Source organism: Amycolatopsis thermoflava N1165 (assembly GCF_000473265.1).
Classification (GTDB): domain Bacteria; phylum Actinomycetota; class Actinomycetes; order Mycobacteriales; family Pseudonocardiaceae; genus Amycolatopsis_E; species Amycolatopsis_E thermoflava.
Genome location: NZ_KI421511.1, coordinates 3,964,634 through 3,986,099, shown reverse-complemented (window position 1 = coordinate 3,986,099; position 21,466 = coordinate 3,964,634). Strand labels below are relative to the sequence as shown.

The 21,466-nt window shown below is 71.7% G+C and carries 12 protein-coding genes and 1 pseudogene; 10 read left to right on the top strand and 3 right to left on the bottom strand.

The window, feature by feature from the left end; all coding sequences use genetic code 11:
- Positions 1 to 519 precede the first annotated feature (519 nt).
- Positions 520 to 1,149 carry a DUF2087 domain-containing protein gene (locus AMYTH_RS0119635; RefSeq protein WP_228684877.1) on the top strand — a complete coding sequence of 210 codons (630 nt, stop codon included), beginning with the start codon at positions 520 to 522 and terminating at the stop codon, positions 1,147 to 1,149.
- Between the two features lie 113 nt (positions 1,150 to 1,262).
- Here the strand turns inward: AMYTH_RS0119635 and AMYTH_RS50380 are convergent, their stop codons facing one another.
- Positions 1,263 to 1,730, bottom strand: coding sequence for a S1 RNA-binding domain-containing protein (locus tag AMYTH_RS50380; RefSeq protein WP_228684875.1), 468 nt, complete (start codon positions 1,728 to 1,730; stop codon positions 1,263 to 1,265).
- A 196-nt stretch (positions 1,731 to 1,926) separates the two neighbouring features.
- Between AMYTH_RS50380 and AMYTH_RS0119625 the strand changes: the two genes are divergently transcribed.
- The gene (locus AMYTH_RS0119625; RefSeq protein WP_027931749.1) at positions 1,927 to 3,744 is read left to right on the top strand and encodes a glycoside hydrolase family 2 protein; all 1,818 of its coding nucleotides are present in this window, start codon (positions 1,927 to 1,929) and stop codon (positions 3,742 to 3,744) included.
- A 309-nt stretch (positions 3,745 to 4,053) separates the two neighbouring features.
- On the opposite strand, the gene AMYTH_RS0119620 is transcribed toward AMYTH_RS0119625, so the two are convergent.
- Complete coding sequence (locus AMYTH_RS0119620; protein ID WP_027931748.1) at positions 4,054 to 4,434, bottom strand: peptidase inhibitor family I36 protein; 381 nt, start codon at positions 4,432 to 4,434, stop codon at positions 4,054 to 4,056.
- Positions 4,435 to 4,625: 191 nt separating this feature from the next.
- Positions 4,626 to 5,699, bottom strand: a complete 1,074-nt coding sequence (locus AMYTH_RS0119615; RefSeq protein WP_027931747.1) for a LacI family DNA-binding transcriptional regulator — start codon at positions 5,697 to 5,699, stop codon at positions 4,626 to 4,628.
- A gap of 66 nt (positions 5,700 to 5,765) precedes the next feature.
- Here AMYTH_RS0119615 and AMYTH_RS45320 point away from each other — a divergent pair.
- From AMYTH_RS45320 to AMYTH_RS0119575, 8 genes and pseudogenes are all read left to right on the top strand, one after another.
- Positions 5,766 to 6,954, top strand: a pseudogene (locus AMYTH_RS45320) (MFS transporter).
- Between the two features lie 20 nt (positions 6,955 to 6,974).
- The gene (locus tag AMYTH_RS0119605) at positions 6,975 to 8,984 is read left to right on the top strand and encodes a cytochrome c oxidase assembly protein (protein WP_027931746.1); all 2,010 of its coding nucleotides are present in this window, start codon (positions 6,975 to 6,977) and stop codon (positions 8,982 to 8,984) included.
- Between the two features lie 170 nt (positions 8,985 to 9,154).
- The gene (locus AMYTH_RS0119600; RefSeq protein WP_027931745.1) at positions 9,155 to 9,652 is read left to right on the top strand and encodes a single-stranded DNA-binding protein; all 498 of its coding nucleotides are present in this window, start codon (positions 9,155 to 9,157) and stop codon (positions 9,650 to 9,652) included.
- Between the two features lie 98 nt (positions 9,653 to 9,750).
- The gene (gene ettA / locus AMYTH_RS0119595) at positions 9,751 to 11,427 is read left to right on the top strand and encodes an energy-dependent translational throttle protein EttA (protein WP_017987635.1); all 1,677 of its coding nucleotides are present in this window, start codon (positions 9,751 to 9,753) and stop codon (positions 11,425 to 11,427) included.
- Positions 11,428 to 11,560: 133 nt separating this feature from the next.
- Entirely contained in the window at positions 11,561 to 14,485 is a 2,925-nt protein-coding gene (locus tag AMYTH_RS0119590) for a hypothetical protein (RefSeq protein WP_051363084.1), read from the top strand.
- Positions 14,486 to 15,428: 943 nt separating this feature from the next.
- Positions 15,429 to 20,390: an NAD-glutamate dehydrogenase gene (locus AMYTH_RS0119585; RefSeq protein WP_027931743.1), complete on the top strand. Its 4,962-nt coding sequence runs from the start codon at positions 15,429 to 15,431 to the stop codon at positions 20,388 to 20,390.
- Positions 20,391 to 20,400: 10 nt separating this feature from the next.
- Positions 20,401 to 20,823 (top strand): acyl-CoA thioesterase, encoded by a 423-nt coding sequence (locus tag AMYTH_RS0119580; RefSeq protein ID WP_017987638.1) that lies wholly within the window; start codon positions 20,401 to 20,403, stop codon positions 20,821 to 20,823.
- Complete coding sequence (locus AMYTH_RS0119575; RefSeq protein WP_027931742.1) at positions 20,820 to 21,455, top strand: hypothetical protein; 636 nt, start codon at positions 20,820 to 20,822, stop codon at positions 21,453 to 21,455. The genes AMYTH_RS0119580 and AMYTH_RS0119575 overlap by 4 nt, the downstream gene beginning before the upstream one ends.
- The last annotated feature ends 11 nt before the right edge of the window (positions 21,456 to 21,466 follow it).

Below are 21,466 nucleotides of genomic sequence, written 5' to 3'. Positions count from 1 at the left end.
TTGGCATGCCCGGCGCAGCCGGCTGGAGCGACATGCCCGGCGCGGCTCGGTGCGGCTGGTTGGGGCTGGCTTGGTTGGCGTGCCCGGCGCGGCCGGCTGGAGCGACATGGCCGGCGTGGCTCGGTGCGGCTGGTTGGGGCTGGCTTGGTTGGCGTGCCCGGCGCGGCCGGCTGGAGCGACATGCCCGGCGTGGCTCCGTGCGGCTGGTTCGGGCTGGCCTGGTCAACGTGGCCGGCATGGTGGCTCGGGCTGGCCTGGTCCGCGTGCCGGCGCGGCCGGCTGGAGCTACGTGGCCGGCGCGGCCGGCATGGCTGGCCTGGTCGGCGTGGTCGGCCAGAGCTGACATGGTCGATGTGGCTGGCCCGGCTGGCGCGGCCCGCATGGTCGATGTGGTGAGCGCGGGCGGCTAGAGCTACATCGCCGGCGCGGTTGACTCGGCCTACAGGGCCGACATGCCCGACGGCATTCGCGGTGGGCTTCGCCGGTGGCGGTGCGGACCGCTGCGGCCACGCACCCTAGGTGGCTGCGCCGCTGGCGGTCGGCGTGCCGCGCCCGGTGGGTCTTCCCGGCGGCGTGTCCGCGTCTGATCATGAAAACTGGTTCGCGCGTTCGTCGGCCGCGGGTACGGTCGGGGCCATGGCCTCACCGGAAGCGCTGGTCTCCGCGCTGGCGGACCCCGAACGCCTGATGCTTTTCGCCCGGATCTGCACTTCGCCTGACGGGCTACCGATCGCGGAGGATCGGCACACCGCGAAACTCGCGAAGCGCCTCGTTTCGGCTGGGATCGTCACCGTTGACGGGGACCGGTACCGGGCCGTGCCGCAAGCGTTCCGAGAGTCGCTCGCCAAGCCGGCGAACGATCCGCTCGAAGCGCTGTTCAGCCGCGGCAGGCTCACCGCGATCCCGCGTCCGGGCAAGCTCCGCCAGGCCCTGCTCGTGAAGCTCGCCGAGCAGTTCGAGCCTGGCCGGGTCTACACCGAGCCGGAGGTCCGCGCGAAGCTCGCCGCGATCTACGAGGACCATGCCGCGCTCCGCCGCTACCTCGTCGACGCAGGGCTCCTCCAGCGCAGCAACGACGGCCGCGCATACGGCCGCCCCGCTGAAGCCCGGCCCGGCCTCGAGACCGACGGTCGGCGAGCCCACGTCTGAGTGCGGCTGGCGTACGGCGATCGACACCTGATTGAGCCGCTGACTCGGCCAGTGGGCGTTGAGCTGCCCAAAACTGACGCTTGAGCCGCTCGGCTCGAGGCGCCAGGTGGGCCTCAACGCGACTGCTTGCGGTAGATGCCCCGCACCACGTCGGGGCGGGTCACGTTCGCACAGGCCGACTCCCCAGTGATGTCCCCGACAGCCGCGGGGGCTCGCCCGGCCGTGACGGGACTGCCCGAGTGCTGGGCCACGTCGAGGCGCGTCGCTAGGCTGCGGGAGGTGCGGGGGCAGCGCCATTCTGCCCCCGCACCCTTTCGGTCACACCGTGTCAAACACGCAGGAACCACGCTCACGCGACGGTTCTCGACGTCGAGGCTCGCGATGCGGACCTCGACCCGTTCACCGGCTTCCGCTTCCGCAGTCCAGGCGGGCCTGGACAGCAGCCCAGGAACGCCCGGCGGCAGTTCGACCAACGCGCCGAACGGAAGCACCCGCGTCACGGTCGCGGCGATGACTCCGCCGTCCGCGTGCTGGGCGAGGAAATCGCGCCACACGGCCTGCGAGACCTGGTACTGGGACATGTGATCACCTCCTTTCGCGTCGTCCCAGAGAAGGGGAGAGCGCAGGAGGTGGCGGGCCACGGGCCCGCCGAGTGATCACGGCCCGGCCGGGAGTCCTGTCTGTGCGCGGCGCAAGGCCGACCCGGCAGTCACGGCGTCGAAGTTAGCAGCTCACCGTGCCATGCTCAACAGTCCTTCCTGTCGTAGGGTCTTCGCCATGATCGCCGCCGACCCGGACCGACTCTGCCCACGACCACAACTCGTCCGGTCCGAGTGGTTCGACCTGGACGGTGCCTGGGGCTTCGCCTTCGACGACGACGATCGCGGCCTCGCCGACCACTGGTTCACCGCCACCGAGCCGTTCGACCGGACGATCACCGTCCCGTATCCGCCCGAGTCGCAACTCTCCGGCGTGCACGCGACCGAACCGCACACGGTGGTCTGGTACCGCCGTGAGTTCGACGCCCCGCCGATCCCCGACGGCCACCGCCTCGTCCTGCATTTCGCCGCCGTGGACTACGCGGCCTCGGTGTGGATCAACGGGATCCACCTCGGCAGCCACGAAGGCGGGCAGACGCCGTTCTCCTTCGACATCACCGCGGCTCTGCGGTCGGACGGTCCGCAGGTGATCGTCCTGCGGGCGGAAGACCGCCCGGACGAGGGCACCCAGCCCAGGGGCAAGCAGGACTGGCACCCGGAGCCGCACGACATCTGGTACCACCGCACCACGGGAATCTGGCAGCCGGTGTGGGCGGAGGTCGTCCCGGCGCTCCACCTTCGCGAACTGCACTGGACTCCCGAGCTCACCCGTGCGTCGGTCTCCTGCGAGGGCGAGCTTTCCGCGGCGCCGCGCGAAGCTGTGACGATCCGCGTGGTTCTGCGGCACGGGGACGAGGTGCTGGCCGAGCAGTCCGTGCGCGTCGACCGGCGGCGGTTCCGGTTCGACATCACCGTGCCCGCGCTGCGGCACGGACAGGACCGGTCCCGGCTGCTGTGGTCACCGGAGAACCCGGTGTTGGTCGATGCGTCGATCGAACTGCACGGCGCGGAAGTGCCGTCCGACGCGGTGAGCAGCTACCTCGGTCTGCGCGAGGTCGGCGTGGCCGACGGTCGCTTCCTCCTCAACCACCTCCCTTACTACCCGCGAATGGTCCTCGAACAGGGCTACTGGCCGCAGTCGCACCTCGCCGCGCCGGACTCGGTCGCACTCCGGCGGGAGGTCGAGCTCATCAAGGAACTCGGCTTCACCGGCGTCCGCGTGCACCAGAAGGCCGAGGATCCACGATTCCTCTTCTGGTGCGACAAGCTCGGCCTGCTCGTCTGGGGCGAGACCGCGAATGCCTACGAGTTCGCGCCCGAAGCCGTCGAGCGGCTCACCCGGGAGTGGCTGGAGATCCTGCGCCGGGACCGCAGCCACCCCTGCATCGTGACGTGGGTGCCGGTCAACGAGAGCTGGGGCGTTCCCGACATCGCCACGGCACCCGAGCAAACCCACTTCGTGCGCTCGATCTACCACCTCACCAAGAGCATCGACCCCACCCGGCCTGTCATCGGCAACGACGGCTGGGAGATCGCGGAAGCCGACATCATCGGCGTGCACGACTACGCGCCGACCGGTGAAGCACTGTCCACACGGTACGGTGCCGCGTTGCGCCACACCCTGTCCGACGGCCGTCCCGGTGGGCGCCGCCTCCTGCTCGACGGCACCGCTTCGGACCGCCCCGTCATGCTGACCGAGTTCGGCGGCCTCTCCCACGTTCCCGCCGAGGACGAGAAGTGGTTCGGCTACTCGACTGTGACCGACGACGAGGAGCTGGCCGTCCGGCTGGACCAGCTCGTCACCGCGGTCCTCTCGTCGCCGGAACTCGCCGGCTTCTGCTACACCCAGCTGACCGACACCGAGCAGGAACGCAACGGCCTGCTCACCGCCGAACGCGTGCCCAAGCTCGATCCGGCCCGCGTCCGGGCCATCCTCACCCGGCCCGCGGCGGCCGTGCCCCCGGAGGAGCTGAACCCGTACCGGGAGCGCAGCTGAACAGGTTCGCCCCGCGAGCAGGGCATCGACGCAGCACCTGTCGCTCTCGGCACGCAGCGCGCTACGCCAAGGACGCGCTGCGGGCGATCTTCAGTGCCGCGCTCGCCGGGGCGAGAGCGCGAACCACCGGGTGCACCTCTGCCCTTGGCCCCACCGACCGAGAACCTTCAGCGGTGACCCGCGGGCGCGCCGTGTGCCCGCGACGCGCCCGCGGGCGGGAACCGCGGGGAGCGGATCCCGGACCGCCGCCAGCCCGGACTCACGTCCCCAGGAGCGGGCGAACGGCGATCTCGTCTGCGGCGACTCCGCCTAGTAGTCCCAGATCTGGATGGCCCGCACGACGAACGGCGCGTGCGGCACGAACGTCCCGCCACCCGGGTACGTGGTGAAGTCGCCTTCCGTGGAGCAGTCCTCGCCTTGGTACACCGTCACGTCGCGGTCCAGCCGGTTCACGAACGACCGCGCGTCACCACTGAGCGGAATGCATTCCCCGGGATTGGCGGTGCGAAGGTCGAGGAACTGCACCGACCCGCCGTAGAACTCCTCGGACCACGCGCAGAACTCGCCTTGCTCGCAGCCATACCCGGCCGGCGGCGCGGTCTCCGCCTCGGCGATGCCGCCCGTGGTCAGCAGTCCCAGCGCGGCCAGCACGAGCGCCTTCGGCAGGTACGCGCGAAAATTCGCGAACATTTCTCATCTCCCCTGTGAGTCGGTCTCCGCGGTGCGCGGTTCCGGACTCCACAATGGCCGGTGGGAGAAGGGTTGTCAGCAGGGATTTCTACTTCTGTGGATAAGTAGGTTCCGTTAACTCGATCGGGGCCTCGGAAACGCACTTGTCCACAGGGCGCAAACTGATTCTTGCCGAACGGGCGAAACCTCTGCTATTTGGCAGGACCCGTGGAACCCCGCACCACCAGCTCGACGTCCAATGTGGTCGCCTTCGGCGCGCGCTGCCCGGAGAGCAGGCGCAGCGCCAGTTCTCCGGCCAGCTGCCCCTTGCGCACGAGGTCCTGCCGCACAGTCGTCAACGGTGGATCCGAGCACGCCGCCGGCGGCGTGTCGTCGAACCCGACGATCGACAGGTCCGCCGGCACCCGGAGACCGCGTTGCCGGGCAACGGCGAGCGCCGCGAGGGCCAGTTCGTCCGACATGCACAGCAGCGCGGTCGGCTCCCGGTCCAGCAACGCCGCCGCGCCGGGCATCGCCGCCTCCCGCGACAGCCCCGACACCTCCCAGATCGGCACCGCGTCCGGATCGATCCCGGCCGCCCCCAAGGTCTCCAGGTAGCCGGCGAGCCGCTCCCGGTTGTCCAGGAACCGGCTCCGCGCCGCCTCCGTCGCGCTCAACGGACCCCCGCGCGGTTCGGACAGGCACTGCGCGGACAGGATCGCGAACCGCCGGTGGCCCAGTTCCAGCAGATGCCGGGCCGCGGCCGCCGCACCGCCGCGGTCGTCCGTCGACACCCGCGCCGACCCGGGCACGACCGGCTGGTCGATCACCACCAGCGGCAGCCCACGCTGCTTCACCGCCCGCAGCGCCGGCGCGTTGTCCGCCAGCGAGTAGGCGACCGCGAGGTCGGCCTGCGCCGCCAGCACCCGGTCCGCGCGTGGCCCGCCGTCGTGCCCGCCCGGCAGGAGGAGCAGCGCGTGCCCTTCCGGATCGACCCGGCTCGCGAGCGCGTCCAGCGTGATCGACAACGCCGGATCGGAGAACGCCGCCGACAACCCGGTGTCGAGCATGAAGGCGATCGCGCCCGACCGCTGGGTGGCGAGGCTGCGGGCGGTCGGGTTGGGGCCCGCGTAGCCGAGCCGCTTCGCCGCGCGCAGCACTTCCTCACGCAGGTCGGCCGACAGCTGGTCCGGGCGGTTGTACGCGTTGGACACCGTCGCCCGTGAGACGCCCACCGCTTCGGCGACGTCGTCGAGCGTCGGGCGGCGCCGACGGGTACCGGTCATCGCCGCAGTCTAGACCGATCGCCCGCCGGGTTGACGTTCTGAAGCGCTTAAGTCATTGTGGGACGGGTGATTGGGGTCAATGATCGGGTAGCGGTGTTCGTCGTCTTCGCGCTCAACGGCGCGGTTTACGGGTCCTGGGCGCCGCGCGTGCCCGCGCTCGCCGAGCAGGTCGGAGCCAGTCCGGGCGAACTGGGGCTGGCGCTGCTCGGCGGCACAGCGGGGCTCCTGCTGGCGGCCCCGCTGTCCGGCCGCGTGTCGGAGCGGTTCGGCGCGCGTGCCGTGATGCTCGCCGCGACGCTGCTGTCCTGCGTCGTGCTGTCGTTGACCGGGCTCGTCGGCTCGGTGGCGTGGCTCCGCGGTCGCGTTGTTCGGCCTCGGCTTCGCCAACGGCGGGCTCGACGTGGCGATGAACATCGGCGGCGTCAGCGTCGAGCGGCGCACGGGCACGGCGATCATGCCGGTCTTCCACGCCGGCTTCAGCTTCGGCGGGCTGGTCGCCTCGGCCGCAGCCGGGCTCGCAGCGGCGCAGCACTGGTCACCCGAGCGGCACTTCCTCGTCGCCGCCGTCGTGACAGCGCTCGTGATGCTGGTCGTCCACCACGGCTTGCCGCGTGCGGTGCCGCGCACCGAACGGGCTGCCCGGCCGGCGACCACCGCGCCCACTCGGCGACCGGTGCTGTGGCTGCTGGCCGTGGTGCCGCTGTGTTCCGCGATGGCCGAAGGCGCCAGCTCGGACTGGTCCGCGTTGCTGCTGGTCACCGAGCACGGCGCGGGCGAGGGCGCCGCCGCGCTCGCCTTCACCGCGTTCTCGCTCGCCATGGCCGTCACCCGGCTCGGCAGCGCGTGGGTGCAGCGCCGCCTCGGCGCCACCCGGACCCTCGCGGTCGGCGCGGTCGTCGCCGCGGCCGGCCTGCTGGTGTCCGCCCTCGTCCCGGTCGCCGCATTGGCCTTCGCCGGGTTCGTGCTGGCCGGCACGGGGCTGGCCGCCGCGTTCCCGGTCGCGCTGAGCCTGGCGGGCGAGGCGGGCAAGCGCGCGGACGGCAGCGGCGGGGAGCGTGAGATCGCGTTCGTCACCACTGTCGCCTACACCGGGTTCCTGGCCGGTCCGCCGCTGATCGGCGGTGTCGCACAGGCGACCTCGTTGTCCGCTTCGTTCGTGCTGGTAGCGGTTCTGGCGGCGCTCATCGCGCCGGCCGCGGTCGGCGCGAGTCGCGCACGTCACCGTGAACGGACCGCTGCCGAACTCCCCGTTTGAGGCGGGCCTACCCTCGACGTGTGCCCTCCGAAGTTACCGAGACCGCGTCCCGGCGCCGGGTGAGCGTCCTCCCGCTGCTCCTGGTGTGCGGGTTGCTGGCGGCGGTGGTGGCCGTCGCGCTGCTCGCGCTGTCCGGCGGGGCCACCTACCAGATCGCCGGCCTGCCCGAGCCGGGCCTCGTGACGCAGTACGGCGTCGGCGTGGTCCGCGTGCTCGCCGACGCGGCCTCCGTCGTGTGCGTCGGGTCCCTGCTGCTCGCGACCTTCCTGGTGCCGCCGCAGAAGTCCGGCGTGCTGGCGCGCGACGGGTACGCGGCGCTGCGCACCGCCGGGATCGCCGCGTGGGTGTGGTTCTTCGCCGCGCTCGCCTCGGTCCTGTTCACCGCGGCGGACGCGGCGGGCAAGCCGGTCACCGAGCTGTTCTCGCCGCAGGTCCTGCTGGACCTGGTGGACGCGATCGAGCAGCCCAAGGCCTGGCTGTGGACGGCGGGCATCGCGCTCGTGCTGGTGCTCGGCTGCCGCCTGGCGCTGTCGTGGGGCTGGACCGCGGCGCTGTTCGGGCTGTCCGTCGCCGGGCTCGTCCCGGTCGCCGTGACCGGCCACTCGGCCAGCGGCGGTTCGCACGACCTCGCCACCAACAGCCTGCTCTACCACCTGATCGCCGCGTCGCTGTGGGTCGGCGGCCTGGTCGCGCTGCTCGCCCTCGGATGGCGGCGCGGGGAGCACCTGTCGCTCGCGGCGCGGCGCTTCTCCCGGCTCGCGCTGGTCTGCTGGATCGTGATGGCCGTGTCCGGCGTGGTCAACGCGCTGGTCCGGCTGCCGCTGTCCGACCTGCTGACCACCGAGTACGGGCTGCTCGTCGTGGCGAAGGTCGTCGCGTTGCTGGTGCTCGGCGTGTTCGGCCAGCAGCAGCGGACCCGCGGGGTGCGCGCGGTGGTGGACGGACAGGGCGGCGGGCAGCTGCTGCGGCTGGCCGCGGTCGAGGTCCTGATCATGTTCGTCACGATCGGCATCGCCACCGCGCTCGGCCGCACCCCGCCGCCGCAGGAGGCGGTCCAGCCGTCGACGACGGAACTGCTCATCGGCTACGACCTGCCCGGCGCGCCGACCGTGCTGCGGCTGCTGTTCGACTGGCGCTTCGACCTCGTCTACGGCACGGCTGCGATCGTGCTGGCCGCGCTCTACCTGGCAGGCCTGCGGCGGTTGCGGCGCAAGGGGATCGAATGGCCGGTGGGACGCACGGTGGCGTGGCTGACCGGGTGTTTCGTGCTGCTGATCGCCACGTCGTCCGGCATCGGGCGCTACTCGCCCGCGATGTTCAGCGTGCACATGGGCAGCCACATGCTCCTGTCGATGATCGCGCCGGTGCTGTTCGTGCTGGGCGGTCCGGTGACGCTGGCGCTGCGGGCGCTGCCGGTGGCGGGCCGGGACGCCCCGCCGGGACCGCGCGAGTGGCTGCTGGCGGCGGTGCATTCACCGGTGTCCCGCGTGCTCACCCATCCGATCGTCGCGCTGGCCTTGTTCGTCGGTTCGTTCTACGCGCTGTACTTCTCCGGCTTGTTCGACGCGGCGCTGAACTACCACTGGGCACACCTTCTGATGAATGCCCATTTCCTCCTCGCCGGTTACGTCTTCTACTGGCCGGTGATCGGGGTCGACCAGGCTCCGCGGCGCCTGCCGCACCTCGGCCGGCTCGGGATGATGTTCGCCGCGATGCCGTTCCACGCCTTCTTCGGCGTGATCCTGATGTCGAAGCAGACGATCATCGGCGACAACTTCTACCGGGCGCTGCACCTGCCGTGGGTGTCCGACCTGCTCGCGGATCAGCGCCTCGGCGGCGGCATCGCGTGGGCGTCCGGCGAGGTCCCGGTTCTGCTGGTGCTGATCGCGTTGCTTGTGCAGTGGTCGCGGGCCGACGCGCGTGAGGCGAAGCGGAAGGACCGCCGCGAGGAGGCCAGCGGCGACCAGGAACTGGCGGCCTACAACGCGATGCTCAAGCAGATGGCGGACCAGGGCAAGCCGCGCCCGTAGCACAGCCCACCGACAATTCCGGGGGCACGACCGATCAACCCGGCGAGTTGTCCACACGGCCCGAAACCATCCACAGATTTCGGCCGTTTTCGCTTTCGCGCTCCCAATCGCTCGTTTCCGGTGCACTCTTGGTCTCAAGCCGGTGACGACGAGTGAGAAGGAGAGCGGCGATGGCGATCGGGGAGACGATGGTGACCCTGGTGGGCACGGTGACCAGCGACATCACGGTCAAGCGGGTCGGGCAGGACCGGCACGAGCTGGCGATCTTCTGGGTGCGCAGCGACGAGCGCCGGTTCGATCGGAACAGACAGGAGTGGGTGCCGGGCAGGCGCTTCTCGGCGCGGGTGGTGTGCCGTCGCGGGATGGCGGTATCGGCCGCGGACGGGCTGCGCCGAGGCGATCCGGTCGTGGTCAACGGGCGGCTGCACACCGGTGATCCGGACACCGGCGGGTCTCGTGCTCAACTTGAACTCGAGGCTTTCGCGCTCGGGCCGAACCTCGCCCAGTGCGGCGTCTCGCTGAGGCGGGGCTCGCGGCCCGAACCCGATGTCCCGTCCCAGATCCCGTTGTGGGAGGCTGCCGGGCCCGCCGTCGAAACCCTGCAGGACGGGCCCGTCGAGGCGCCCGCGCCGGCACTCGCCGGGCCGCGAGGAGGGCAGGGCCCGTGACGAGCGGAGCGTTCTCCACGGTGACGGGGGGTTGACTGTCCGTCGCGGGATGGTGACCGGCGTTCGGTCGCGCGTGACACGGCTCTACGATCGTGGGCATGGCCGAGTTCATCTACACCATGAAAAAGGTGCGCAAGACCGTCGGGGACAAGGTCATCCTCGACGATGTCAGCACCGCGTTCTACCCGGGCGCCAAGATCGGCGTCGTGGGTCCGAACGGTGCCGGCAAGTCCACCGTGCTGAAGATCATGGCGGGGCTCGATCAGCCGAGCAACGGTGAGGCCTTCCTCCAGCCGGGCGCGAGCGTCGGGATCCTGCAGCAGGAGCCGCCGCTCAACGAGGACAAGACCGTCCGCGGCAACGTCGAGGAGGGCCTCGGCGAGATCAAGGTGAAGCTCGACCGCTTCAACGAGATCGCCGAGCAGCTGGCCACCGACTACAGCGACGAGCTGATGGAGGAGATGGGCCGGCTCCAGGAGGAACTCGACCACGCCGACGCGTGGGAGCTGGACTCCCAGCTCGAGCAGGCGATGGACGCGCTGCGCTGCCCGCCGCCGGACGAGCCGGTCACCCACCTCTCCGGTGGTGAGCGCCGCCGGGTCGCGCTGTGCAAGCTGCTGCTGTCGAAGCCCGACCTGCTGCTGCTCGACGAGCCCACCAACCACCTGGACGCGGAGAGCGTGCTGTGGCTGGAGCAGTTCCTGGCCAGCTACCCCGGCGCTGTCCTCGCGGTCACCCACGACCGGTACTTCCTGGACAACGTCGCCCAGTGGATCATGGAGCTCGACCGCGGCCGCGTCGTCGGCTACGAGGGCAACTACTCCACGTACCTGGAGAAGAAGCGGGAACGCCTCGAGGTCCAGGGCAAGAAGGACGCCAAGCTCGCGAAGCGCCTGAAGAACGAGCTGGACTGGGTGCGGTCCAACGCCAAGGCGCGCCAGACCAAGTCGCGGGCCCGCCTCGACCGCTACGAGGAGATGGCCGCGGAGGCCGAGCGCACCCGCAAGCTGGACTTCGAGGAGATCCAGATCCCGCCGGGGCCCCGGCTGGGCAGCGTGGTCGTCGAGGTCTCGCACCTGAAGAAGGGCTTCGAGGACCGCGTCCTGATCGACGACCTGTCGTTCACGCTGCCGCGCAACGGCATCGTCGGTGTGATCGGCCCGAACGGTGTCGGTAAGACGACGCTGTTCAAGACCATCGTCGGGCTGGAGAAGCCGGACGACGGCGAGGTCAAGATCGGTGAGACGGTCAAACTGTCCTATGTAGACCAGAACCGGGCCGGGATCGACCCGAAGAAGACGGTGTGGGAGGTGGTGTCCGACGGGCTCGACTACATCAACGTCGGGCAGACCGAAATGCCGTCGCGCGCGTACGTGAGCGCGTTCGGGTTCAAGGGCCCGGACCAGCAGAAGCCGTCGGGCGTGCTCTCCGGTGGTGAGCGCAACCGGCTGAACCTGGCGCTGACCCTCAAGCAGGGCGGCAACCTGATCCTGCTGGACGAGCCGACCAACGACCTGGACGTCGAGACGCTGGGCTCGCTGGAGAACGCGCTCGAGCAGTTCCCCGGTTGCGCCGTGGTCATCTCGCACGACCGGTGGTTCCTGGACCGCGTGGCGACGCACATCCTCGCGTGGGAGGGCACCGACGAGAACCCGGCCAAGTGGTTCTGGTTCGAGGGCAACTTCGAGGGCTACGAGAAGAACAAGGTGGAGCGGCTCGGACCGGACGCGGCCCGGCCGCACCGGGTGACACACCGCAAGCTGACTCGCGACTGAGCGGGGAAGCCCCGTGCTAGCACGCTCGAGCCGACACGGAAGCGGAGTCCCCTTGGTAGCCACCCAGCACAGCCGATCCGGTTCGCGTCCGCAGGACGGTGGCCGGAGCGCGGAGATCGCCGCGGTCGAGCGCATGCTCGGCCAGGCCGCCGACTTCGAGCTGCGCGCGCCCGAGCTGGCGCTCGTACTCGGGGAGCGGGCGGCGGCCCTGGCCGAGGCCGCGGGTGCCGAGGAGCTGTGGGTGCGTGGTGAAGGGCTCGCGGTGTCCGCGCGGGTTCGTCTCGGTCTGCGCGCGCCCACGGTGGGGCGTGCCGTGGCTGCTCTGCGTGCCGCGGAGGACACGGGGCAGACAACGCTCGCGGCGCAGCTGCGCACCGACCTCGCCGTGTGCGCCCGTAGCGTCGGCGCGCCGCTCACCGGGCTCGCCGCGCTGCGGCCGGTGCTGGACTCGTCCGGCTTCGGCGGCGCGCGGAAGGCGGCGGTGCTCAGCCAGCTGGTGGCGTGCTTGGCGCAGTTCGGGCGCAAGCTGGAGCTCGACAAGACCCTCGCCGAGGCCGACCGGTTGTGCGGCGCGGACGACGACCTCGACGGAGATGGGCGGCTGCTCGCGCGGTCGCTGCTCCGGGTCGCGGTGTCGGCGCACCGGCGGCGTCACGGCGACGTCATCGGCGCGGCCGACGCGGCGCGCACCGGGCTCGGCTTCCTCGAGCAGCTGGAGGACGCGCAGCACGACGGTGGTGTCGTGCGGATCCGGCTGGTGCTCCAGCTCGTGTGCTCGCTGCTCGACCGCGGGGACGGCAAGAACGCGCTGGAGCTCGCGCAGTCGGTGCTCGACGAACCGGCGCGAGCCGCGTCCGTCGCGCCGGCGGGTTGGCTCCGGATGGCGATCGCGACGCGGGTCCTGCTGCCCTCCGGCAGCGTGGAGGCGGCCGCGCGCATGCTGCGGGATGCCGTGCACGCCACCGAACGGCACGAGTTGCACGCGTTGACCGCGCGCCTGTGGACCGAGCTGGCACACGTGGAGGAGCGGCTCGGCCGCTACGCCGAAGCCATCGAGTGCCTGCAGCTGGCGCGGGCGGCCGAGCACATCCACGCGCGGGCCCGCCGTCAGGCGGTGGGACTGCTCGCCGGTGAGTTCGGCGGTGGCGGGCACGAGGTCGACCTGGACCGCGTGCTGGGGTCGGTGCCGGCGGGCGAGACGGCGAGCGCTTCCGTTGCGGTTGCGCCGTTGTCGGTGCCCGAGCCGAAGGTTCCGGCCACCCGTGAGCCCAGCGCCGAGGTGACGACCGCGCACGCGGACGCTCCGCGTCCGCGCGCGGCGGCGGAACAGGGCCGGAACAACAGCGAGCGGCCGAGCTGGTCGCTTGCGCCCGAGCCAGCCGACAAGCGGCTGGCGGACGTCGCGAAGGCTTCCCGCGCCGAGGATGCGGCAGGGGTTTCGCGGTGGGACGAGATCGGGACCGGGTCGCGGTTCGAGGAGCCGGAGCGGCCCTCGCGAGCGTCCGAGCGTGAGTCCGGGCGCGCGCGGGCGGACGAGGTGGCACGGTCCGAGCGTGAGTCCGCGCGAGCGAAGGCGGACGAGAGCGCGGCGGTGGCGCGGCTTGAGCAGCGTGAGTCGGTGCGGGACCGGGCTGGCGAGAGCGTCTCGCGGCTGGACCGGCGTGAGTCCGCGCGGAGCCGGGCTGGCGAGGAAGCGTCCCGGTTCGGGGCGCGTGAGGCGGTGCTCGCTGACGAAGTGGCGACGGCATCCCACACTGAGCGGACCGATTCCTCGACGGGGCGGGCTGACGAGGTCGCGGCGGTGGCGCGGTCCGAACCGGCTTCTGGCGACGTGGTGCGGTACCGGCGGCCTGAGACGGTCGCGTCCGGCATGCAGTCGGATCCCGAGCGGCGGAAAGCCGGAGGGCGGCGGCGGGCCGAGGAGAACTCGGACGGGCAACCGGCGGACGTCTCGCCCGGCGAAGTCTCGTCCGACATCGTGGCGCTTTCCCGATCGGAGCGCGCTGACACGCGGGCGTCGCGGAAGACGCGGCACGATTCGGAGCACGGGTCGGTCGCGGCGCGGAGCGTGCTGGACCGGCTGGGGGTCAGCACCGGTGCGGGTGGCGGGCGCCGCCGCGCGCCCGGGGCAGGGGAGCCCGAGTCGGGTGGACGCCGCCGCGCCGAGGACGGCCCGAGCCGGGAATCCGCCGCGCGCGAGGAGTTCGGTGTGGGCGAGGACGTCCGCAGTGAATCCGCCAACTCGCGCGCGGATTCGGATCGGAACTCCGCCCGGCGAGCGGACGAGAGCACGCCCCTCAGCGGTGACTCGGGCACGCCCCGCGAGTTCTCCGGCCATGACGATGCGGCCCGGGATTCCGCCGTGCGGGCGGGCGAGAGCACAACGCTCAGCGGCTCGGACGCGCGCCGCGAGTTCTCCCGGCGTGAGGATGCGGCCCGGGATTCCGCTGGGCGAGTGGACGAGAGCGCGCCCCTTAGCGGCTCCGACGCGGGCCGCGAGTTCTCCGGGCGTGAGGATGCGGCTCGGGAGATCGCCGCCCGGGAGGGCAGCGATTCGTCGAGCGAGTCGTGGTTGAGTGCGGATGCGGAGCCGGTCAACCGGGCGGACATCCCGCAGACTGGGCGGGCCGAACCCGACGCTCGCAGTGAGAACGAGCCCGCGCCGAGCATGCCGGTCATCGACAACTGGTTGCCGCGCTTGCGGCTGCCACCGTCGCTGGCGCCGTGGGACGACTCCGCCGACACGGACAGCGAACCGGCGCCCAGCAACAGCACCTCGGAGACCCCGTTCACGAACGCGCCGGTGCTCCAGGACGACGGGCTCGGCGAGCCGTTCCGCACTGAGCTGACCGGCGTGCCGGACGACGACCTGCCGGAGGACGCCGGGCTCGCGGACCTGCTGGCCCGCGCGCTCGCCGAACACCAGGCGGGCACCGCGAGCGCGGCGGCGCTCGTGAAGCGACTCGGCAACCAATCGTCCTCCGAGCCGCGGCCCGTCAACGGCCACGGACGCAACGGCAGCGAGCCCGGAAACGGCCGCCACCGCGGCGACCGCTGAGCACCGGCCGGTCTGTCGACGCCGGGCGCGGCAGGCTTGGCCTGGCGCTGCCGCGCTGGCGACCCCTCCCGGGGTGAGGAGTCGGCGGTGGGGCGTTGCTGCGCTGGTGCCCCTCGGGGGCGTAGCCGGGGTGAGGGGTTGGCGGCGGGGCCGATGGTGAGCGGTTGGCGGTGGGGCGTTGCTGCGGTGGTGCCCGGTCCGGGGGCGCAGCCGGCGTGAGGGGTTGGCGGCCGGGCCGATGGTGAGGGGTTGGCGGTGGGGCGTTGCTGCGCTGGTGCCCCTCGGGGGCGCAGCCGGGGTGAGGGTTGGCGGTGGGGCGATCGCGCGTTGGCGAGCTCCGGTGGCTGGTGGGCCGGGGAGTGCCGAAGGGGGAATTCGCCGCAGTCCGCGGCCGCGGTGGAATTCGCGGCGGTCTGCGGCGTGGGCCCGCGGCGGGGGTTCCTGGGACTGGTGGAGCGGAGCAAGGAGTTGGCGCGGTGAGACGTCGGCGGCTGGCAGCCCGGGCGGCTGGTGCTGGTGGCTGGTGCAGTGGCTAGGCGTTTGGAGGGTTGGCGTTCGCGGCTGGTGCAGCGGCCGGCAACTATGCGGCTGGTGTAGCGGCTGGCGGCCCCGGGCACCGGGCGGCGGTGCATCTCGCGGCGGCTTGGCGCCTTGCCACCCCGTGGGGCCGGGCATCAGGCGGCGGTGCATCCTCGGCGGTTTGCCGCGTCGGCAGCCGGGGCAGTCGCGGGGATGAACAGAAGCGGCCCGCGGCACCGCCGGGCCGCTCGGACCCCGGGCGCGGAGGCACTATGAACACCTCCGAACCCCCGCTCCGATCTGCCTCGATTGTGCATCGATTCAACAATCCGACGGTCGGGCGTCAGCAGGTTTTACGAGCTGGTTATGGTGGTGTTCGTTCAGCGTCACGCGCGCGATCAGACTCGGTGGAGAGTTGCCTGAGATGAGCTCGACGAGAGTGTCCGTCCGCCCCGGAACCGCGACCGGAACCGACCGCCTACGACCCGCCAGCCCGGAGCAGATCCGGGACGAGCTGATCGAAGCCGCGGCCCGGCACGCTCCCGACATCGCCGACCTCATCCGCCTCTACTACCGCCACATCCCGGCCGACGAGATCCTCGGCGACGACCCCGTGGACCTCGTCGGCGCCGTCCGGTCCCACCAGGAGTTCGCCCGCAACCGCATGCCGGGGCGGCCCGCCGTCCGGCTGCTGAACCCGACCACCGCCGAGGACGGCTGGACCCGCGACGCCACCGTGGTCCAGATCGTCACCGACGACATGCCCTACCTGGTCGACTCGATCACCGCCAAGCTCGCCCGCGACGGCGTCCAGGTCCAGCGCCTCGTGCACCCGATCGTCGCCGTCACGCGGGACATCACCGGCGAACTCGTCAAGGTCCACCCGGCCGCTGACGTCGCCAACCCGCCCGAGGGCGCGATGGTCGAATCCTGGATGTACGTCGAGATCGACCTCATCACCGACCTCAACCGCGCCCGCGAGCTGGACACCCACCTCGCCTCCGTGCTGGGCGACGTCCGCGAGGTCGTCGAGGACACCGACAAGATGATCCAGGCCGCGGAAAGCCTCGCGGCCGAGCTCGACGCCACCCCGCCGCCCCTGCCCGCCGACGAGGTCGCCGAGGGCGCGAACCTCCTGCGCTGGCTCGCCGACGGCCATTTCATGTTCCTCGGCTACCGCCGCTACGAACTGGTCGAGGACCCCGACCCGGGCACCGACGAACCCGCCCTGCGGGCCGTCCTCGCGTCCGGGCTCGGCGTGCTCCGCCAGGACAGCCTCGCCGCGCGCAGCCTCACCGCGGGCCCCGACTCGGCCGCCACCGCGCTCGCCCCGCACCTGCTCGTCCTCACGCAGGCCAGCGCACCGTCCACTGTGAACCGTCCGGTCTACCCGTACTACGTGGGCGTCAAGACGTTCGACGAGCGCGGCAACGTCACCGGTGAGCACCGGTTCCTCGGCATGTTCACCACCTCCGCGCTGCACGAGGACGTCCTCGACGTCCCGGTCGTCTCGCGCAAGGTGTGCGAGGTCATCCACCGCGCCGGCTTCCCCATGGAGTCCTACTCCGGCCAGCGCATGCTGGAGGTCCTGCAGAACTGGCCGCGCGCCGACCTGTTCTCCGCCGACCTGGACTCGCTCTACTCGACCGCCATCGGCGCGATCACGCTGTCCGACCGGCGCCGTCTGCGGCTGTTCCTGCGCCGCGACACCTTCGGCCGCTTCTACTCGTGCCTGGTGTTCCTGCCGCGCGACCGCTACACGACCCGGTCCCGCCTGGCGATGCAGGAGGTGCTGCTCGCCGAACTGGAGGGCACCCACCTCGAGTACGGCACGCGCGTCGGCGAGACCGCGCTCGCCCAGGTGCACTTCACCGTCCACACCGACCCGGCCACGCGCGTCGAGCCGGACGTGCTGCGCATCCAGGAACGGCTCAACGCCGCGGTGCGCAACTGGGACGACCTGATGGTCGAGGCGATCCTGGCCGAACGGCGCGAGCGGGCGGGCGAGGTCGCCCGCACCACCGCCACCCTCGGCGAGGAGTCGGCAGGTGAGCTGGGCCAGCGCTACTCGGGCATCTTCCCGGAGGCGTACAAGGAGGACTTCACCGCCGTCGAGGCGCTCGCCGACCTGCGCAAGCTGGAAGGCCTGACCGGCCCCGACGACCTGGCGATGTCGTTCTACACGCCGGACGGCGCGGAGCCGGGGGAGCGGCGGTTCAAGCTCTACCTGCTCGGCGAGGGCGTCACGCTGTCGGCCGTGCTGCCGGTGCTGCAGCGGATGGGCCTGGAGGTCGTCGACGAGCGGCCCTACGAGCTGCGCCGCTGGGACGGCACCCGCTCCTGGGTCTACGACTTCGGCCTGCGCATCGGCCTCACCGACCTCGGCGACGCCGAGGTTGACCTGCGCGAACGTTTCCAGGACGCGTTCGCCGCGGCCTGGCGGGGCGACTGCGAGGTCGACGACTTCAACGCCCTCGTGTTGCGCGCCGGGCTGAGCTGGCGCCAGGCCGCGGTGCTGCGCGCCTACTCGCGCTACCTGCGCCAGGCAGGCACGCCGTACTCGCAGGAGTACATCCAGCGCGCCGTCCTCGCGCACACCGACATCGCCAAGGCGCTGGTGAAGCTGTTCGAGCACCGCTTCGACCTCGCCACGAACCCGGATGCCGACGAGCAGACCGAGGCGCTGATCGGCGAGATCTCGGCGATGATCGACGCCGTCACCAGCCTGGACGAGGACCGCATCCTGCGGCGCCTGCTGTCGGTCATCTGCGCCACGCTGCGCACCAACTACCGGGTCACCGACGCCGACGGCCGCCCCCGCCCGTACCTGGCGCTCAAGCTCGACCCGAAGAGCGTGCCGGACCTGCCGGAGCCGCGGCCCCGGTTCGAGATCTTCGTGTACTCGCCGCGCGTCGAGGGTGTGCACCTGCGCTTCGGCTCGGTCGCGCGCGGTGGCCTGCGCTGGTCCGACCGCCGGGAGGACTTCCGCACCGAGATCCTGGGCCTGGTCAAGGCGCAGGCGGTGAAGAACGCCGTCATCGTGCCGGTCGGCGCGAAGGGCGGGTTCGTCGTCAAGCGCCCGCCTGCCCCGACCGGCGACCCGGGCGTGGACCGCGACGCGCACCTGGCCGAGGGCATCGCCTGCTACCGCATGTTCATCTCGGGCCTGCTCGACCTCACCGACAACCTCGTCGAGGGCCGCACGGTCCCGGCGAAGGACGTCGTGCGCTACGACGGCGACGACAACTACCTCGTCGTGGCGGCGGACAAGGGCACCGCGACCTTCTCCGACATCGCCAACGAGGTGTCCGCGTCCTACGGCTTCTGGCTGGGCGACGCCTTCGCCTCCGGCGGCTCGGTCGGCTACGACCACAAGGCCATGGGCATCACCGCGCGCGGCGCGTGGGAGAGCGTCAAGCGCCACTTCCGCGAGCTGGGCGTGGACACCCAGAGCCAGGACTTCACGGTCGTCGGCATCGGCGACATGGCGGGCGACGTGTTCGGCAACGGCATGCTGCTGTCCGAGCACATCCGGCTGGTGGCGGCGTTCAACCACCTGCACGTCTTCCTCGACCCGAACCCGGACGCGGCGGCGTCGTTCCGCGAGCGCAAGCGCCTGTTCGAGCTGCCCCGTTCGTCGTGGGAGGACTACGACCGCTCGCTGATCAGCGAGGGCGGCGGCGTCTTCTCCCGCAGCGCCAAGACGATCCCGGTCTCGCCGCAGGTGCGGCAGGCGCTCGGCCTCGCCGACGACGTCACGCAGCTCGCCCCGGCCGACCTGATCCGCGCGATCCTGCTGGCGCCGGTGGACCTGCTGTGGAACGGCGGCATCGGCACCTACGTCAAGGCCGAGACCGAAAGCCACGCCGACGCCGGGGACAAGGCCAACGACGCGGTCCGCGTCAACGGCAACCAGCTGCGGGTGAAGGTCGTCGGCGAGGGCGGCAACCTGGGCCTGACCCAGCGCGGCCGCATCGAGTTCGCCCGCTCCGGCGGCAAGATCAACACCGATGCGCTGGACAACTCCGCGGGCGTGGACTGCTCCGACCACGAGGTCAACATCAAGATCCTGCTCGACCACCTGGTCAGCAGCGGCGCACTGGACCGCGAGCAGCGCAACGAGCTGCTGCACCAGATGACCGACGAGGTCGGCCGCCTGGTGCTGGCGGACAACTACCACCAGAACGCGGTCCTCGGCGTGAGCCGGGCGCACGCGCCGCAGATGCTGCCTGTGCACGCCCGGCTGGTCGCGAACCTGGAGAAGGCCGGGGCGCTGGACCGCAAGCTGGAGGCGCTGCCGAGCAAGCAGCAGTTCCAGGCGCTGGAGAAGGCGGGTGACGGCCTCACCTCGCCGGAGCTGGCGACGCTGCTCGCGCACGTGAAGCTGGAGCTGAAGGACGAGCTGCTGGCCAGCGACCTGCCGGACGCGGAGGTGTTCGCCCGTCGGCTGCCGGAGTACTTCCCGGAGCCGCTGCGCGAGCGGTTCGCCGACCGCATCGGTGAGCACCCGCTGCGCCGCCAGATCATCACGACGCTGCTGGTCAACGAGGTCGTCGACGGCGCGGGCGTGTCCTACGCCTACCGCCTGGCGGAGGAGATGAACGCGACCGCGACCGACGCGGTGCGCGCGTACACGATCGTCACGCGCGTGTTCAACCTCAACGCCCTGTGGGACGACATCAACGCCCTCGACAACGCGGTGCCCACCGAGGTCCAGGACGAGATGATGCTGGAGTCGCGGCGGCTGCTGGACCGCGCCGCGCGCTGGTTCCTCGCCAACCGGCCGCAGCCGCTGGCCGTGGGGGCGGAGATCTCGCGCTTCGGGCCGGTCGTCGCCGAGCTGGCGCCGAAGGTCGACACCCTGCTGCGCGGCCGCGAGGCCGAGGCGGTGCGCGAGCAGGCCGACCGGTACGCCGAAGCCGGCGTGCCGCGTGAGCTGGCGCTGCGGATCGCGGGCCTGCTCGACGCCTACGGCCTGCTCGACGTCGTCGAGGTGGCCGAGCTGGCGGTGCGCGAGGCCGGGGTGGACGCGGAGCGCAGCCCGGAGGAGGCGTCGCAGCTGTACTACGCGCTGTCCGCGCACCTGGACGTCGACCGGCTGCTCACCTCGATCAGCGCGCTCGAGCGGGGCAACCGCTGGCACGCGCTGGCGCGGCTGTCGCTGCGGGACGACGTGTACTCGTCGTTGCGGGCGATCACGCTGGACGCGTTGCGGCACAGCGATCCCGAGGACGACACCGACGAGAAGATCGCCCAGTGGGAGAAGACGAACGCCTCCCGCCTGGCGCGGACCCGCGTCGCGCTGGACGAGATCAACCAGTCGGGCCGGCTCGACCTGGCGACGTTGTCGGTCGCCGCGCGCCAGCTGCGGAGCACGGTGAGGTAGGAATATCGGGGTGTACGTAGCGAAGGTGCGGCCCCGCTGGTCGGACATGGACGTGTTCGGGCACGTCAACCACGCGAACATGGTGACGTTGCTCGAAGAGGCACGCGTTCCGTTGTTGTTCGACGAAGCGGGCCGCGCCGGGCTCGCGGAGTTCGCGAAGGGCATGGTCGTCGTGAAGCTGGCCGTGCACTACCGCGCCCCGGTCGTGGTCGACGGGCAGGAGATCCGGGTGGAGATCTCGTTGCAGGACCTCAAGTTCGCGTCGCTCACCCTGGCCTACCGGGTGCACGACGGTCCGGACGCGGAGTCGCCCGTCGCGGTCACCGCTGAGACCGTACTGGCGCCCTACGACGTCACCACCAACCGTCCGCGCCGCCTCACCGCGGAGGAGCGGGCGTTCCTGCAGACCAGGCTGACGGAGGCGGGCGCGTGACCGAGCTGCGCATCCCGGACCGGGGCGACCGCGAGACGCTCGGGGCCTTCGTGGCCAGGGCGGTGCGGCTGGACGGCCAGGCCGCGGTGCGGTTGCGTAACCGCGGGGGCGGGATCGTCGAGGCGTGGGTGTCCACGCCGTTCGACTGCCTCGCCACCCGGGCCGTGCACGGCGAGGTCGAGCCGGGCGACGTGACGGTGTCCGGCAACGAGCTGCTGGCCGCCCTCACGGTCGCCGGCGGCGAGCGCATGGACCCCGGCCCGCCGCGGGACCTGCTGTGGCACAGCGAACTGCCGGCCACCGGGCACTGGCAGCTGATCGACGAGCTGCCGACGAAGGTGATCAGCGAGCTCACCGACCGCGGTGTCGCACTGGCCCGCGAGAACGCCGGCCCGCACGGCAATCCGCCGGCGTCGCTGATGGATCAGGCGGTCCTGACGGTCAGCGAGGGCGATGTCGAGGTCAAGGTCCAGATGCGGTGCCTGTTCGCCCTGTCCGGGATGGGGTTCTTCGATTCGTCCATCCCGGACGACATCATCCGGGTGACAGCCACGAACTCGTGGATGCGCCTGGACGCCAGGTACGGCGCGGTGGTCCGGCGGCGGCACGCGCTGCTGCCCCTGCTGTTCTGACTTGCGCTGGA